The sequence below is a fragment of the Aeromonas sp. S9(2024) genome (assembly GCF_041403185.1).
Taxonomy (GTDB): Bacteria; Pseudomonadota; Gammaproteobacteria; order Enterobacterales; family Aeromonadaceae; genus Aeromonas; species Aeromonas enteropelogenes.
On the sequence record NZ_JBGLRE010000002.1, the window covers coordinates 635,403 to 651,408 of the forward strand.

Sequence of the window (16,006 nt, forward strand, 5' to 3'; positions counted from 1 at the left end):
TCTCCGTAACTTCCTTGGACGTTGGGCACAGCCGGCCCGACCGGGCCGGCTGAGATGTTGTATCAACGGGGTTGATTAGAACTTCTGGGTGTAGTCGATGTAGTAGATGCGACCATCGATGCTGTAGAGGTCTTCGGTGTAGGTGAAGCCGTCGCTCGACAGGGAAGGTTCGCGGTTGAACATGTTCTTCACACCGGCCTGGATCTTGGCGTTCCAGCTGGTATCGACCGCCACGTTCAGGTTCCAGACGGTGTTGGAAGCGATGTGACCCTCTTCCTGACCGTCGACATAATCCTGACTCTGGGAGTCGATATAGTTGGCGCTCAGATAGGCATCAAGATTCCACCACTGCGGGAAGGTGGCACCGATCCCGGAGTTGAAGCGCAGCTCGGGCCGCTCGTTCCACCCCTTCTTGTCGATCATGGGGCCACCGGCGAACAGACCCTCTTCGTACTTCAGGATGTAAGTCCCGCCGAAGTCATAACGCATGGTGAAGACGTTGAAGTCGTACTTGTAGTCCGCCTTGAAGTCGAGACCGCTGGTCTTGAGCTGACCCAGGTTGACCATGCCGGCATAGACCATCTCGACATCGCCATTGGCATCGCGAACGACGTTCGGGTTGCTGCCGGTGTTGAGCTCCTGATAGAACTGGGTCTGAGTGGTGGCCAGCTGGATCACGTCATCAATCTTGATGTAGTAGTAATCCAGCGAGAGGTTCAGGTTGTCCAGCGGGCTGTAGGCGGCACCAATGGTAAAGGTGTCGGCCGTCTCTTCTTTCAGCTGCTTGTTGGCCTGGCGGGTGGTGTCGTACTGCGACTCGGGGCAGTTGGCGACATTATTGGCCTGGCAACCCACATAATCCTTGGCAAAGTCAGCAGAGAAAGAGTCTGCCGCATACAGATCATCCAGTCCGGGTGCCCGGAAAGACTGGGACCAGGAGGTTCTGAACATCAGGTTGTCGAGCGGCTGATAGCGCAGGCTGGCCTTGGGCGAGAAGGCGCTGCCAAAGTCGCTGTACTTGTCATAGCGACCGGCCAGGTTCAGCTCGATCTGCTCGGTGATGGGGATCAGGGTTTCGATATAGGTGGCAAACACATCGCGCACCCCGGAACCCGAGTTGCCGGAGGAGCCCAGGACGTTGCCCGCCTCGGACTGGCTGTCATAGGTATCGGAGTAGACCCAGTCGTTATACTCGGCCCCCAGATACCAGCTCACGGGACCGGCGGGCAGTTCGCCCATCTCCCAGCCCAGACCACCGTACCACTGGAAGAAATCCATCTTGGAGGTGCGGCTGGTGTCGTAGGAGAGATCGTTGGTCGCGCTGTCAGAGAAGCTGCCATTGACGAAATTGCCGCTGTTGACCTGGGTCTGGACCGCAGGCTCCAGCACGTAACCGCTACCCGAGCTCTTGTTGTCGGTCTTGGAGTACATGTAACCGGCGTTCCACTCCACATCCCCTACCGCTTCGGTCGGCAGTACGCCCTCGAAGCCCAGGTTCATGGAGCCGGTCAGGTCGGTCACGTCATTGTCACGGGGACCCACGTTGTTGAAGCGGTAGTAAACGGTGGCTTTTTCGCCAACGCCGGTGTTGAAACCATTGTCTGCCAGCACGGCATCGCCGCCAGTAGTGCCGCCGTTGACCGAGAAGACGCCCGCAGCCGGCGCAAAACGACCAAAGCTGGTGACACGGGAGCCAATCATCTGGGGAACGAAGTCCACGTTGTCGTTGATATGGTAACGACCGTTCACATAGACGGTGTCACGGGTACGGGACGCCGTCTTGGCGGCAACCTGGGCAAAGTCGAAGCGACAGGCCGTGCCCTTGGTCACAAAACCGGCACCAGTGCTTTCACAATCGATCCCGTCCAGGGTGCGGGTGACCGTCTTGCCGGTCGCGGCATCTACGCCCTTGATATTGCGGCCATAGAGGCTGGGGGCCGAGGCGCCCTGCAATGCCAGGTAGTCACGATCACGATAGTAGATCACGTCTTTCACATCGTGCTCGTAGACCATCATCAGGGAGCCTTTCTCCCCCGTGATGCCGCTGACGATGGAGCCACTCTGTTCATCACCACCCTCTTCGGTCGGTGAGCCGAAACGCCCCTGGAACATCAGGCCGTCGAAACCCTCTTTGAGGATCACGTTGATGACGCCACCGATGGCATCGGAGCCATAGAGCGCCGAGCCGCCGTCTAGGTTCACTTCAACCCGCTCGACGGCCGCCATGGGAATGGTGTTGAGGTTGATGGAAGTACCGCCCATGGTCGGTGAACCGGCGATCCGCTTGCCATTGAGCAACACCAGAGTACGGGTAGAACCCAGGCCACGCAGACCGACAGTGCCCTGGGACTGATAGGAGTCACCGGACGAGGGAGAGTATCCACCAAAGGAGTTGTAGGAGGCCTGCTTCAGATAATCCGCCACGGTCTGCTGACCGGACTGTTCTATCTGGGCCTTGCTGACGGAGACAACCGGGGTGGCACCTTCGACATCGACACGGGAAATACGGGAGCCAGTGACTTTGATTTTCTGCAGTTTTTCAACGTTCTGCCCCTCTTCGGCAGATACGGACGGGGCCGCTGCAAGGCTCGCCAAGGCGAACGCAATCGCAGCAGAAATCCTGCTCTTCCTAAGCATCGCTTATATCCTTCCTGGTTGTTTATTGTTTGCTTCCTGATACCGCCCTCTTTGGAGCAGTGCGTAAGGCTTATCAATCTTTGACAGGTGACGTCAATGGAGGTGGGAGGCCCGAAAGAAAACCCTGCGATAAGACAGGTATCTTATTTAAACGGGATTTTTTTAGTGAATCATTCTGGGATTAGTTAAAACAACAATGTAAATGTTTTGTTAAATTACATATTTGACGTCAAATTGAAGTTTCATGAACTTATTGAACAACATGCTGTCGCTATATATTTTGTTTTGAAACTATCGAATTAATCAGGATTAAACTCCATCACAAGACAGGTTGCCAAACGGCCATCCTGGCTGGTATCAGAGATATAACAATATTGCTGGTATCGTTTACAAAGCAACGCATAAAAATATAAAAACATTAAAAATCAAAAAGATAAAACAATACCACATGTATTGAAACGACTGTTTATAAAATTTCAAAAAATATTGAGACGCAGCGTTTTATGTCGATTTTATATTTCCAGATAAAAAGTGCCGTTTCCCGCCCGTTTTTGTCTCTACATCTCATTTGTCCCGGTTTTGCATTTCCTTGTACTTGATTTTTGTTTCAGAGCTTTTACAGTGGCCGAGCGGATTGTCTGCTATTTGTCAGGCGATCCAGCGCGTAATGCCAGGAAGGACAGGCTGGCCACCGGATGTGACTAGCCACAAAAAAGAACAACAAGGACGAGGTTCCATCATGCTGTCGTACTTTCTACGCCGGATGCTTTTGATCATCCCGACGTTCCTCGGTATCACCCTGCTCGTCTTCACCATCACCCGTTTCGTGCCGGGCGGCCCGGTCGAACGCATGTTGCTGCAGGCACAGGTGTCGCAGAACGAAAGCGGTCGCTCCAGTGGCAGCAAGGGGGCCCAGGCGCTCTCTGACGAACAGATCGAGGAACTCAAGGCGTTCTACGGGCTCGACAAGCCCATGCTGGTTGCCTATTGGGAGTGGCTGCAGAAGCTGGTGGTGCTGGATCTGGGGGAGTCGACCCGTTACTACGAGCCGGTGTGGGATCTCATCAAGGAGCGGCTACCGGTCACCGCCTTCTTCGGACTGGCGACCTTCTTGCTGAGCTACGCCGTCTCCATCCCGCTCGGGGTGGCCAAGGCGCTCAGGCACAACAGCCGCTTCGATTCGTTAAGTTCCATGCTCATCTACATGGCTTATGCATTACCTGCCTACGTGGTGGGGATCTTTCTCATCACCGTCTTCGCCTTCCATCTTGAGTGGCTGCCCATGGGGGGCTTCCCGGGGGACGATTTTGAATACATGGAGAGCAGCTGGGATCAGATCCGCACCGTCTTCGCCCACGCCCTGCTGCCGCTCATCGCCTACGCCATCGGGGATTTCGCCATCCTCACCATGACCATGAAGAACAGCCTGATGGAGAACCTGTCGGCGGATTACGTACGCACCGCCGTGGCCAAGGGGCTGCCGTTTCGCAAGGCGGTCACCGATCACGCCATGCGCAACAGCCTGATCCCCATCGCCAGTCACTTAGGGTCAGTGCTCACCGTCTTTTTCGGGGGCTCCTTCCTCATCGAGACCATCTTCAACATCGACGGCATCGGCCTGCTCGGTTACGAGGCGATCGTCGAGCGGGATTACCCTACCGTCATGGGTATTCTGGCCATCACCTCCATGCTGATGCTGGTGGGCAACATTGTCTCCGACATTTGTGTCGCTCTGGTCGATCCCCGCGTGCGGTTTGGAGAGTAATCATGAGCCAGAACTCTGTTGCCATGCCGATGCTGATGTCAGCCCATATCGTCTCCGACATTTGTGTCGCCCTGGTCGATCCCCGCGTGCGGTTTGGAGAGTGAGCATGAACCCTGTCACCTTAAAAAAACTCAAGCGTTTCAAATCGATAAAACGCGGCTACTACTCCTTTATCATCTTCACCACCCTGGTGGTGCTCTCCCTGCTGGCGGAGCTCTTGGTCAGCAGCCGGGCGCTGATGGTGAGCTATCAGGGCCAGCTTTACTTCCCCACCTATGGCGACGTGATCCCGGGTCAGCACTTCGGGCTCGATTACGAGTACGAAACCAACTACCGCCAGTTGCAGACCAAGTTCGTGCAGGAAGGAAAAGGGGACTGGGTGCTGCTGCCGCTGGTGCCCTGGAATCCTTACGAACAGGACTTCAAGGAGGATGCCTACCCGCCCTATGCCCCGAGCACGGCCGATCGTCACTTCCTCGGCACCGACACCAGCGGCCGCGACGTGCTGGCACGGCTGGTCTACGGCTTTCGCATCGCCATCGGCTTTGCCTTCATCGCCCTGGTGGCCAGCTACGCCATCGGGGTCACCCTCGGCTGCATGATGGGCTTTCTCGGCGGGCGGTTTGATCTTGTGCTGCAACGCTTTATCGAGATCTGGTCCCAGGTGCCCTTCCTCTACGTCATCATGATCCTGGTGTCGCTGGCCAAGCCCAATTTCGGTCTGTTCGTGGCCATCAACGTGCTGTTCGGCTGGATGGGCATCACCTGGTACATGCGCACCCTCACCTACAAGGAGCGGGCGCGGGACTATGTGATGGCGGCGCGGGCCCAGGGGGCGAGCACGGGGCGGATCATCTTCCACCACATCCTGCCCAATACCCTGATGATGATCGTCACCCTGGCGCCCTTTGCCGTGGTGGGCAACATCTCCACTCTGACGGCGCTGGACTATCTGGGCTTTGGCCTGGCACCACCGACCCCAAGCTGGGGCGAGCTGCTCTCCCAGGGGATCAACAACCTGGACGCTATCTGGATCGTGAGCTCGGTGGTGGCGGCGGTGAGCCTGGTGCTGATCATGGTCTCCTTTATCGGCGAGGCCATTCGCGAGGCGTTTGATCCGCGCAAATTTACCCGTTATCAGTGACAGGACGAGCCGCCACGATGGGCGGCCACGGGTCACATGGATTAACCCGTTATCAATCAAGCCCCCGCAGTGGGGAGTGACCAGGAAGTCAAATATGAACAATAAAATCAAATGGATAGGTGCACTTTTTCTGCTGGTGAACGGATCCTGGGGTTGGGCGGCCAGCCTGCCTGCGGATCTCAAGTGGGAGACCAACGACACGGACCCCGTGTTCGCCTCCCCCAAAGCGCTGCCCGGAGGCAGCATCACCATGTTCGTGGACAGCTTTCCGCTGACGTTTCGCACCGTGGGGCCCGACTCCAACGGCGCGTTTCGCTCCTTCATCCTGGACAACCAGCTGAGGCTCATCAGCTTCCATCCCAATACCGGCAACCCCATCCCGTCCCTCGCAAGCGCCTGGGCCATCGCGCCGGACAGCCAGACCGTCTACTTCAAGCTGGATCCGCGCGCCAAATGGTCCGACGGCAAGCCCGTCACCGCCGATGACTACACCTTCGGCTACGAGATGATGCGTTCCAAGGACATCAAGGGCCCCTGGTTCAACAACTACTACACCACCGAGGTGGTGGCGGTGGAGAAGATCGACGACCACACCATCCTGGTGAAGGCGGGCAGCCGCAAGGCCAGGCAGGATCTCCTCAACACCACAGAGCTGTGGCCCCAGCCCAAGCATTACTACAAGCTCGGCCCCAATTGGGTGAAGCAGTACAACTGGGCCGTGGTGCCCACCACGGGCCCCTATGTGATTACCGACGTGAAGAAAGGTAAATCCATCACCTTCAGCAAGCAGAAGGAGTGGTGGGCAAAGGACGATCGCTACAACCAGCACAGGTTCAACCTCGACACCATCAAGGTGCAGGTGATCCGGGATCGCAATATCGCCTTTCGCCACTTCCTGAAAGGGGAGATAGACACCTTCGAGATGATCCTGCCGAACTGGTGGCATGAGAAGGCCGTCACCCCCGAGTACAAGAAGGGCTATGTGCAGAAGGTGATGGCCATGACCGACACCAAGCAGGGCGGACAGGGGGTTCACCTCAATGTCGCCCATCCCAAGCTGGCCGATATCAATGTGCGGCTCGGCATCCAGCACGCCTTCAACATCGACAAGATGATCGAAACCGTGCTGCGGGGCGACTACGACAGAGCCACCACCTTCGGCTCGGGCTTTGGCGAATTTACCAACATGACGCTGCCGGAGCGGGCCTATGACATCGCCAAGGCACGCGACTACTTCGCCAAGGGGGGCTATAGCAAGCCGGGGCCGGACGGCATCCTGCAAAACGACAAGGGGGAACGGCTGACCCTGGCCGTCACCTACACCAGTCAGGAGCACTCCAAGCGACTGACCGTGCTGAAGGAAGAGGCCAAGAAGGCGGGCCTGGATCTGGAGCTCAACCTGGTAGATGGCGCCACCGGCTTCAAGGTGATGCTGGAGAAAAAACACGAGGCGGCCTGGATGGGTTGGGCTGGCGGGGGGCTCTATCCGCAATACTGGGAGTCGTTCCACTCGGCCAACGCCAACAAGCCGCAGACCAACAACCTGTTCAACGTGGCCGACAAGGAGCTGGATAACCTTATCGACGCCTATAACGTCGAATTCGACATGGCCAAACGGGCCAAGCTCTCACAACAGATCCAGCAGCGCATCTATGATCTCGCCATCTTCGTGCCCGGGGTCCAGCTCAACTATGTGCGGGCCAGCAGCTGGCGCTACGTGATGCTGCCCGAGGTGCCGGCCACCCGAAACACACCTGATCTGCTCTACTGGCCCATGGATGGCTATCCCCACAGCAGTGGCGGCCTGCTCTGGCTCGATCCCAAGGTGAAGGAAGAGACCCAGAAAGCCAGGGAGGCAGGGGAGGCGCTGACCCCCATTACGCAGACCGACAAGACCTATGCACGTCATTGATGCCGCAGAGAAGGGAGCAGCAGTCATGCCCAACACACAGGCCTCCATTCTTGACGTTCGGGATAACGGGGTGGAGGGTGCCGTTGAGAACGGCCAGAACAAGACCCCGATTCTCGAGGTGCGCGATCTCGAGGTGGAGTTCGCCGTCGACGACGGCAAGATAAAGGTGCTCGACGGGGTCAGCTTCCAGGTCGCTCCGGGCCAGACCCTAGGGATCGTCGGTGAGTCCGGCTGCGGCAAGAGCGTCACCTCGCTCGCCATCATGGGACTGCTGCCCAAGCCCCACGGCCAGGTGGTGGCGGGCTCCATCCGCTTTCAGGGGGAGGAGCTGCTCACGCTGGCGCCGGATCAGATGTACAGGGTGCGTGGCAACCGCATCTCGATGATCTTCCAGGAGCCGATGACGGCGCTCAACCCGGTGCAGACGGTCGGGGATCAGCTGATGGAGGTGTTTCACCTTCATCGCCCCGACTACAGCAAGGCCCAGCACAAGGAGGCCGCCATCGCCATGCTGCAGAAGGTGGGGATCCCGGAGCCCGCCCAGCGTTTTGCCGTCTACCCCCACAACCTCTCCGGCGGCATGCGCCAGCGGGTGATGATCGCCATGGCGCTGGCCTGCGAGCCTTCCCTGCTTATCTGCGATGAACCGACTACGGCGCTCGATGTCACCATCCAGGCCCAGATCCTGGAACTGATGAAGGAGCTGCAGGCCCAGACCGGCATGGCCATCATCTTCATCACCCACGATCTCGGGGTCGTGGCGGAGCTGTGCGACGAGGTGGTGGTAATGTATGCGGGCCGGGCGGTGGAGCAGGCCGACGTGTTCGAGCTGTTTGACCACCCGCGCCATCCCTATACTCATGGTCTGATGAGCTCGATCCCGCGGCTCGAAGATGAGCCCAAGAGCCTGCTCAAGACCATCAAGGGGCAGGTGCCCGCCCTGCACGAGATGCCCGCCGGGTGCCGTTTCTCCAACCGTTGTCCCCATGCCACCGAGATCTGCGTGAGGGCCATTCCGGCCACCGAGCAGCTCGCCGAGCGGCACGGGGTGGCCTGCCACCACTGGAGGGAGCTAGCCGTATGAAGACGCTTTTATCGGTGCGCGACGTGAAGCAGCACTTCCAGCTGGGCGGCGGCTTGTTGCGCAAGAAGTACCACGTCTACGCGGTGGACGGCATCAGCTTCGATCTCAAGCAGGGGGAGACGCTGGGGCTGGTGGGCGAGTCCGGCTGCGGCAAGTCGACCCTGGGGCGCACCCTGCTCAAGCTGTTCGAACCGACCGCCGGCACCATCACCTTCGAGGGGCGTGACATCACCCACCTCTCGCCCAAGGAGATGCGCTCCCTGCGCCAGGAGATGCAGATCGTGTTTCAGGATCCTGCAGAATCCCTCAACAGTCGCCACACGGTGGGGCAGATCCTGGAGGAGCCCTTCGTCATCCACGGCAAGGGCAACGCCGAACAGCGGCGGGTCTGGGTGCAGGAGCTGCTGGAGAAGGTGGGGCTGCCCGGCAGCGCGGTGGATCGCTATCCCCATGAGTTTTCGGGCGGCCAGCGCCAGCGCATCGGCATCGCCCGGGCCATCGCCCTCAAGCCCAAGCTGCTGGTCTGTGACGAGGCGGTGTCGGCGCTGGATGTGTCGGTGCAGTCCCAGATAGTCAACCTGCTGCTCACCCTGCAGCGGGAGATGAACCTCGCCATCATCTTCATCGCCCACGACCTGTCGGTGGTCAAGCACATCTCGGATCGGATTGCGGTCATGTACCTGGGCCGGATCGTCGAACTGGCCGAGGCGCAGTCGCTCTACCTGGCGCCGCGTCACCCCTATACCCGGGCGCTCATCTCGGCCATTCCGGTGCCGGATCCGCGTCGGCGCAGCCAGCGCATCTTGCTGACCGGTGATGTGCCATCTCCCATCTCGCCCCCGAGCGGTTGCCACTTTCACCAGCGCTGCCCTTATGCCAGCGAGCTGTGCAGGAGCGCGGCGCCGAAACTGGCACTGTGCGGTGACGGTGCCCACCAGGTGGCGTGCCACACGCCGCTCTCCGCCAGCGGCGATCCCTCGCTGGATCAGGCCAGCTGACGCTGGCAAGGCAGAAATGAACGAGGCGGCCCTGTGGCCGCCTCGTTTCATGGCTGATGTCATTCCCAATCAGGCGATCTGGTAGCGCCCCGGCTTGTGGTTGAGTGTCAACACAAGATTACAGATAACGGCTGCGACGATGGAGAGCGCCAGGATCCAGGGTTGCACCACGAAGAAGGAGGTCACGACGATGGCGCAATCCAGCCCCATCTGTAGCTTGCCGGCCCGGATACCGAAGCGATCCTGAACAAACAGCGCCAGTATGTTGAAGCCACCCAGGCTCGACTTGTGGCGAAACATGATGAGCAGCCCCATGCCGATCAGGGTACCGCCGATGAGCGCCGCATAGAGGGGCTCTATCTTGCCGATCTGCAGCACGCCGTTGAGGTGATCGGTCATGAAGGAGACCGCCGCCACCGAGGCGAAGGTGTTAAGGGTAAAGCGCGGCCCCATACGCAGCCAGGCCAGGGCGTAGAAAGGGAGGTTGATGCAGAAGAACAGCAGACCGAAGCTGACGCCGGTCACCTGTTGCAGCAGCAGCGCCAGCCCGGCGGTGCCGCCGGTGAGCAGGCCAACCTGATGGAACAGAAAGATGCCGAGGGAGACGAAGCCCGCCGCGGTCAGCAGGGCCAGCACATCCTCATAGACGGGATGCGCGTTGCGAATCAAGGTGTTGTCCATAACCTGTGTATCCAAGCGAAGTAATGTAAAGAGTGTCTGTCGCCGGCTGACCGGCTGCGAGCCTTGTTGGCAAGGCTTCGTTATGGGCGACAGTGTCCGGCTTCAGTGACCCGGATCACAAGACGCGACCTGAACGCACCAAAATGGTGTTCGTCAGCACAGCGTTACAATCCTTGCACCAAAACAAGACAAAGCAGCGGCCGACCCAAGCTGAATCGAACCTGAAAAAACCGACTAAACTCACTGCCCAAAAAAACGGATCCCTCTAGAATGGATGGCTTGTCACTGCCTGCATCGAGGAGCAAAGCGCAGATGAGAGTCGTCGTATTCGGGATTGGTTATGTGGGACTGGTTCAGGCCGCCGTGCTCGCCGAGATGGGCCATCAGGTCACCTGTGTGGATGTGGACGACAGCAAGGTCGCACGTCTCAAGGAGGGGATCATCCCCATCTTCGAACCCGGACTGGCGCCCATGGTGCAGGCCAACCATCAGGCTGGCCGCCTGCACTTCACCACGGATGTGGCCGAAGGGGTGGCCTTTGCCGAGCTCATCTTCATCGCGGTCGGCACCCCGCCGGACGAAGACGGTTCTGCCGATCTTCAGCACGTGCTGGCGGTGGCCGGCACCATAGGCCGTCTGATGCAGGCGGGCAAGGTGGTGATCAACAAGAGCACGGTGCCGGTTGGTACAGCATCCAGGGTGCGCCAGCATATCGACGGCATCCTCAAGGAGCGGGGTGTTGCTCTGCCCATCGAGGTGGTCTCCAACCCCGAGTTTCTCAAGGAGGGGGCGGCGGTGGCCGACTGCCTGCGCCCGGATCGCATCATCATCGGCACCGACTCGGATCACGCCATGTCCCTGCTGGAGGAGCTCTACGCCCCCTTCAACCGCAACCATGATCGCATCATCCAGATGGATGCCCGCAGCGCCGAGCTCACCAAGTACGCCGCCAACGCCATGCTGGCTACCAAGATCTCCTTCATGAACGAGATGGCCGGGCTGGCGGAGCACCTAGGAGCCGACATCGAGGAGGTGCGCAAGGGGATCGGCGCCGATCCGCGCATCGGCTACCACTTCATCTACCCGGGTTGCGGCTACGGCGGATCCTGCTTCCCCAAGGATGTGAAAGCGCTGATCCATACCGCCAGCGAAAGTGGCTGCGACGTGCCCCTGCTGCGCTCGGTGGAGAAGGTCAATGACAGGCAGAAACACAAACTCATCGAGCGCCTGCTTAAGCACTTTGGCAACGACCTGACGGGGCACACCTTCGCCCTCTGGGGGCTGGCCTTTAAACCCAATACCGATGACATGCGCGAAGCGCCGAGCCGGGTGTTGATGGAGGCCATCTGGGCCGCCGGCGGCAAGGTGCAGGCGTTTGACCCCGAGGCGATGAAAGAGGCCCAGCACCTCTACGGCCTGCGCGACGATCTGACCCTGTGCGGCACCCAGGAGGCGGCTCTCAAGGGCGCTGATGCCCTGCTCATCTGCACCGAGTGGCAACAGTTCCGTGCCCCCGACTTCGAGCTTATCAAGCGCACACTGAAACAACCCGTCATCCTCGATGGCCGCAACCTCTATGATCCGGCCCGCCTGCACCAGCGTGGCTTCACCTATTACGCCATCGGCCGCGGCGACAGCCTGGAAAAATCGCACGCGCTGGAGAAAGCACAATGAAGTACCTGGTCACCGGCGCTGCCGGCTTTATCGGCTTTCATGTGGCGCAAAGGCTCTGTCACGAAGGGCATCAGGTCGTCGGCCTCGACAATCTCAATGACTACTACGAGGTGAGCCTGAAAGAGGCGCGGCTGGCGCAGCTCCTGCCGCTGCCCGGTTTTCGCTTCGAGCGCGGCGATCTCGCGGACAGGCAAGCCATCGCGGCCCTGTTCGTCCGGGAGCAGTTCGATCGGGTGATCCATCTTGGCGCCCAGGCCGGGGTTCGCTACTCGCTGGACAACCCCTTCGCCTATGCCGACAGCAATCTCAACGGGACCCTCACCATCCTCGAGGGGTGCCGCCATCATGGGGTCGGGCACCTGGTCTATGCCTCCTCCAGCTCGGTTTACGGCCTCAACGAGCAGATGCCGTTCAAGACCTCGGACGGGGTGGATCATCCCGTCTCCCTCTATGCGGCGAGCAAGAAGGCCAATGAGCTGATGGCCCACTCCTACTCCCACCTCTACGGTTTACCGACCACAGGGCTGCGTTTCTTCACCGTTTACGGCCCTTGGGGGCGCCCCGACATGGCCCTGTTCAAGTTCGTGCGCGCAATCCTGAACGATGAACCCATCGACATCTACAACCAGGGCCAGCTCAGCCGGGACTTCACCTATATCGACGACATCGTCGAGGGGGTAATACGCATCGCGGATCGCCCACCGGTGGCGAACCCCGCCTGGCATGGGCAGACAGAGTCGAGCTCGGCCCCCTATCGGCTGTTCAACATCGGCAACGGCAGCCCGGTGCGTCTGGTCGACTTCGTGGAAGCCATCGAAACAGCCCTCGGCAAGCAGGCCATCCGCAACCTCTGCCCCATGCAGCCCGGGGATGTGCTCGCCACCTGGGCCGATACCGAGGCGCTGTTCGAGGCAACCGGCTACCGGCCGAAAGTGGGGCTGGCGCAAGGGGTCACCCGTTTCGTCGAGTGGTACAAAGAGTACTACGGGGTCTGAGCAAGCCGCTGTTTGGCCTGACAACGAAAAAGGGGCTGCCAATGGCAGCCCCTCTTGTTTAGTTCAGGTTCCCCTCCTTGGGGCCTGGTACATAGCTAAATGGTTCTATCTCTGGCCTGAGCCCCTGACAGGCGGGCTTGATGGCCTCGGCATTGGTCAGCAGCCAATCAGTGCGGTGACGATTGCCGAGATTCTCCATGCGCGCGGGGTCAAAACAGCGCTCCAGCAGATCGGCCGCCCCCAGCACCCAGCGTCCGGGCGCGGCAGCCACCCAGGCCGCCGCCTCGCGGGCCTGCGCATCATCCGGCATCTGGTAGCTGTAGTGTCGCAGCGGCTGCCGGGTAAACAGCAGGTGCTGCTCCTTGAAACCGGTCAACAACAACTCGTTGCCCGCCGGTACCCGCTCCGCTGCCAGCGCCATCACGGTTTGCGGCGTGCGCATGTCGTTGAGGCGCGTACAGATCCAGGTGGAGTAGATGAGCCAGCCACAGGCAAGGGTGGCCAGAATGGCGGTAAGCGGTGCCCGGCGCAGCAAGGCGTTGACGAGCAACAACACGCCCCCCATCACCAGCAGGGGGAGCCAGGGGGCTGGCCCCAATTCGCTCACCCGGCTGGCCAGCTTGGCACTGAACTCCAGCGCAACCGCCCCACCGAGGCAGACGATGCCCAGCAACCAGCCAAGCCCTGACAGCAGGCGGCCTGGCCAGCGCCTGGCCAGCAGGGCGGCGATGAAGGGGGCGCTCAACAGTGCCAAAGCCGGCGTGCCAGGCGTCACATAGACGCCGCGCTTGCCGGGCGAAACCGAGAAGAAGATCACCACCAGCACCAAGTAACCGAGCAGCAATATGATGCGTTTGTCCCGCCCCCCAATGGCTCTGCGCCACTCCACCACCAGCCAGGGCAGCAGCAGGGTGAGCGGCAGCCAGAACGGCGGGATCACCGAGGTGAGGTAGTACCAGAAGGGCTTGACGTGATGCCAGGAGTTGGCATAGCGGGTCACCGTCTGGCGCAGCATAATGTTGTCCCGATACGCCTGCAAAACGGGATCACCACTCTGGGCCACGGCAATCAGCATGGGCACCAGCCACAGGCCAATGGCCAGCAGCATGCACAGCGGCCCCGCCAGGCCCTTGAGCCAGTCACTGCGGGATGCCGTGCGAATTTTATCCCAATGGGTCCAGATCGCCGGGATCAGCACCAGCAGTGCCAACAGACCCACCCCCTTGGTGATGATGCCAAGGCCGGCGGCAAACCAGCCGAGCCAGTACCATCGCCAGCCCCCGTTACACAACAGGAAACGGATGAAGCTGTAGAGCCCCAGGGTGATGAAGAAGGTGACCAGCGCATCGATCTGGGCCGTCTTGGCCTGCAGGGTGAACTGGATGGTAAAGAGCAGCAGCAAACCGGCCAGAAAACCGACCTGGGGCGTCCACAGCCGGCGGCCCAGATCCCATACCAGCACCAGGGTCAGCAGACCCGAAAGCAGTGAAGGCAGCAAAAAGGCCACCTTGATGGAACCGGTCAGCAGATAGGCGATGGCGATCCCCCACATGAACATGGGAGGCTTGTCCGGATAAATCTCGCCGCCGCGCATCGGGAACAGCCACTGGCCGCTCTCCACCATCTCCTTGGCCACCAGGGCGAAGCGGGGTTCGTCGGCCGGCCAGGGATCGCGCAGCCCAAGTCCTGTGCCAAGCACGACCAGGGCTATCAGCAGCAGCCAGCCAAGGGAGCTCTGATTGAGCAGGGTTCGATCATTTACCATGGCGGATCTCGCTGTCATGGATGAGTTTGTCCCGCTTCCAGCCGCGATGCTGAATATCCAGATAGAGGCTGTAGAGGGCAGTAAAGGTGGGGAAGAGATTTTGCAGTACGCCGACGGAGTCCTGCTTGGGGGAGAAGAGGAAGTAGCTCAGCGTCATCAGGCTGCCGAGCACACTCATGTACCAGAACAGGCGGGGGATAACAGGCCGACCGGCCCGCCTGGAGGCGATGAATTGCACCAGCCAGCGCCCCCCGAACATGAGCGCCCCCGTGTAGCCGATGAGCTTCCAGCCGGTCACATGCAGGCCGGTCCAATCGAGCCAGTGCAGGGGGAGCGAGAGCAGGGCGTCCATCAATCGAGCATCTCCCTTACCTCGACGACCTTGGAGCGCCGCTGCAGCCACCAGACGCCGACCACGTCCACCAGCCCGACCCAGAGGCGATTCCAGACCCCGTATTTGGAGACCCCCGCCTGTCTGGGCCTGTGATTGACCGGCCAGGGGGACATGCGACCGCCCTGCGCCTGGATCAGGGCCGGAATATAGCGGTGCATATGGTTGAAGCCGGGCAGACGCAGATACCAGTCGCGCCGCACCACCTTGAGGCCACAGCCGGTATCCGGGATGCCGTCGCGCAGCAAGAGGTCGCGAAAACCGTTGGCCAGTTTGGAAGAGATCCGCTTCACCCAGTCATCGCGACGATTGACGCGATGGCCGATGAGCCCCACCTCCTTCCGGTCTGCGGCAAAACGGCGCTTGGCCTCTTCCAGCATGGCGGGAATGTCGGCGGGATCATTCTGGCCATCCCCATCGAGCACCACCAGCCACTCGCCACGGCCATGACGCACGCCACTGAGCACCGCCATGCTCTGGCCGACGGCCCGCTCGTGACGCACCACCCGCAACCGGGGAAAACGCGTCTTCAACTCGCACAGGATGGCGTAGCTGTCGTCTTCACTCCCGTCATCCACGTAGACCAATTCGTAATCGTACTTCCCGCCAAGCGCGGCATCGATTTCGCCGATAAGGGGAGCCAGATTGTCCCGTTCATCTTTGGCTGGCACGACGACTGATACATCGATTGAATAACCCATATGAGCTTCCCGACTATAGAGAGACGCAATCAGTCCGCTTGATCGCATCATGAAAAAATGGGGATGGTAATTATCCTAAATAAATACAGGATGTTACGTTAATGTGAAGCCAGTCTATCATCCTGGAATTGATTTATGCATCAACGAACGTAGGCAAAACCATCCGTCATACCCCGGGGATAAACTCTCTGTGTCTGCTCATGTCGGCAGGAAGGGGGTTGGCTTCCTGACATAAAGTTCCATACCGTTTTCATCTCTA

At 59.9% G+C, this 16,006-nt stretch carries 12 protein-coding genes; 7 read left to right on the forward strand and 5 right to left on the reverse strand.

Annotated features, from left to right (window positions below):
- Window positions 1–75: 75 nt before the first annotated feature.
- Window positions 76–2,637 (reverse strand): TonB-dependent receptor, encoded by a 2,562-nt coding sequence (locus ACB028_RS06185; protein WP_042073331.1) that lies wholly within the window; start codon window positions 2,635–2,637, stop codon window positions 76–78.
- A gap of 739 nt (window positions 2,638–3,376) precedes the next feature.
- On the opposite strand from ACB028_RS06185, the gene ACB028_RS06190 reads away from it, so the two are divergent.
- The 5 genes from ACB028_RS06190 (at window position 3,377) to ACB028_RS06210 (ending at window position 9,540) form a co-directional block, all read left to right on the forward strand.
- Entirely contained in the window at window positions 3,377–4,402 is a 1,026-nt protein-coding gene (locus ACB028_RS06190; protein WP_047438175.1) for an ABC transporter permease subunit, read from the forward strand.
- Between the two features lie 100 nt (window positions 4,403–4,502).
- Window positions 4,503–5,546, forward strand: coding sequence for an ABC transporter permease (locus ACB028_RS06195; RefSeq protein WP_371143761.1), 1,044 nt, complete (start codon window positions 4,503–4,505; stop codon window positions 5,544–5,546).
- A 94-nt stretch (window positions 5,547–5,640) separates the two neighbouring features.
- Entirely contained in the window at window positions 5,641–7,458 is a 1,818-nt protein-coding gene (locus ACB028_RS06200; RefSeq protein WP_371143762.1) for an extracellular solute-binding protein, read from the forward strand.
- A 25-nt stretch (window positions 7,459–7,483) separates the two neighbouring features.
- Window positions 7,484–8,542 carry an ABC transporter ATP-binding protein gene (locus tag ACB028_RS06205; protein ID WP_216993792.1) on the forward strand — a complete coding sequence of 353 codons (1,059 nt, stop codon included), beginning with the start codon at window positions 7,484–7,486 and terminating at the stop codon, window positions 8,540–8,542.
- Window positions 8,539–9,540 carry an ABC transporter ATP-binding protein gene (locus tag ACB028_RS06210; RefSeq protein WP_371143763.1) on the forward strand — a complete coding sequence of 334 codons (1,002 nt, stop codon included), beginning with the start codon at window positions 8,539–8,541 and terminating at the stop codon, window positions 9,538–9,540. The genes ACB028_RS06205 and ACB028_RS06210 overlap by 4 nt, the downstream gene beginning before the upstream one ends.
- A gap of 69 nt (window positions 9,541–9,609) precedes the next feature.
- Here ACB028_RS06210 and ACB028_RS06215 read toward each other — a convergent pair whose 3' ends face one another.
- Window positions 9,610–10,221: a YitT family protein gene (locus ACB028_RS06215; RefSeq protein ID WP_342017446.1), complete on the reverse strand. Its 612-nt coding sequence runs from the start codon at window positions 10,219–10,221 to the stop codon at window positions 9,610–9,612.
- Window positions 10,222–10,533: 312 nt separating this feature from the next.
- On the opposite strand from ACB028_RS06215, the gene ACB028_RS06220 reads away from it, so the two are divergent.
- Together ACB028_RS06220 and ACB028_RS06225 are read left to right on the forward strand one after the other, a co-directional pair.
- Window positions 10,534–11,895, forward strand: coding sequence for a UDP-glucose/GDP-mannose dehydrogenase family protein (locus ACB028_RS06220; protein WP_371143764.1), 1,362 nt, complete (start codon window positions 10,534–10,536; stop codon window positions 11,893–11,895).
- A complete protein-coding gene (locus ACB028_RS06225; protein WP_371143765.1) occupies window positions 11,892–12,890 on the forward strand; it encodes an NAD-dependent epimerase in 999 nt (332 codons plus the stop codon). The genes ACB028_RS06220 and ACB028_RS06225 overlap by 4 nt, the downstream gene beginning before the upstream one ends.
- A 58-nt stretch (window positions 12,891–12,948) precedes the next feature.
- Here ACB028_RS06225 and ACB028_RS06230 read toward each other — a convergent pair whose 3' ends face one another.
- Genes ACB028_RS06230 through ACB028_RS06240 form a run of 3 tightly spaced genes read right to left on the reverse strand, consistent with a single transcriptional unit; the run spans window position 12,949 to window position 15,747 of the window.
- Window positions 12,949–14,655: an ArnT family glycosyltransferase gene (locus ACB028_RS06230; protein WP_371143766.1), complete on the reverse strand. Its 1,707-nt coding sequence runs from the start codon at window positions 14,653–14,655 to the stop codon at window positions 12,949–12,951.
- Window positions 14,645–15,007: a lipid-A-disaccharide synthase N-terminal domain-containing protein gene (locus ACB028_RS06235; protein ID WP_042028163.1), complete on the reverse strand. Its 363-nt coding sequence runs from the start codon at window positions 15,005–15,007 to the stop codon at window positions 14,645–14,647. Before ACB028_RS06235 ends, ACB028_RS06230 begins: the two co-directional genes overlap by 11 nt.
- On the reverse strand, window positions 15,007–15,747 hold the full coding sequence (locus tag ACB028_RS06240; RefSeq protein WP_026456644.1) for a glycosyltransferase family 2 protein: 741 nt from the start codon (window positions 15,745–15,747) through the stop codon (window positions 15,007–15,009). The genes ACB028_RS06235 and ACB028_RS06240 overlap by 1 nt, the downstream gene beginning before the upstream one ends.
- Window positions 15,748–16,006: the final 259 nt, after the last annotated feature.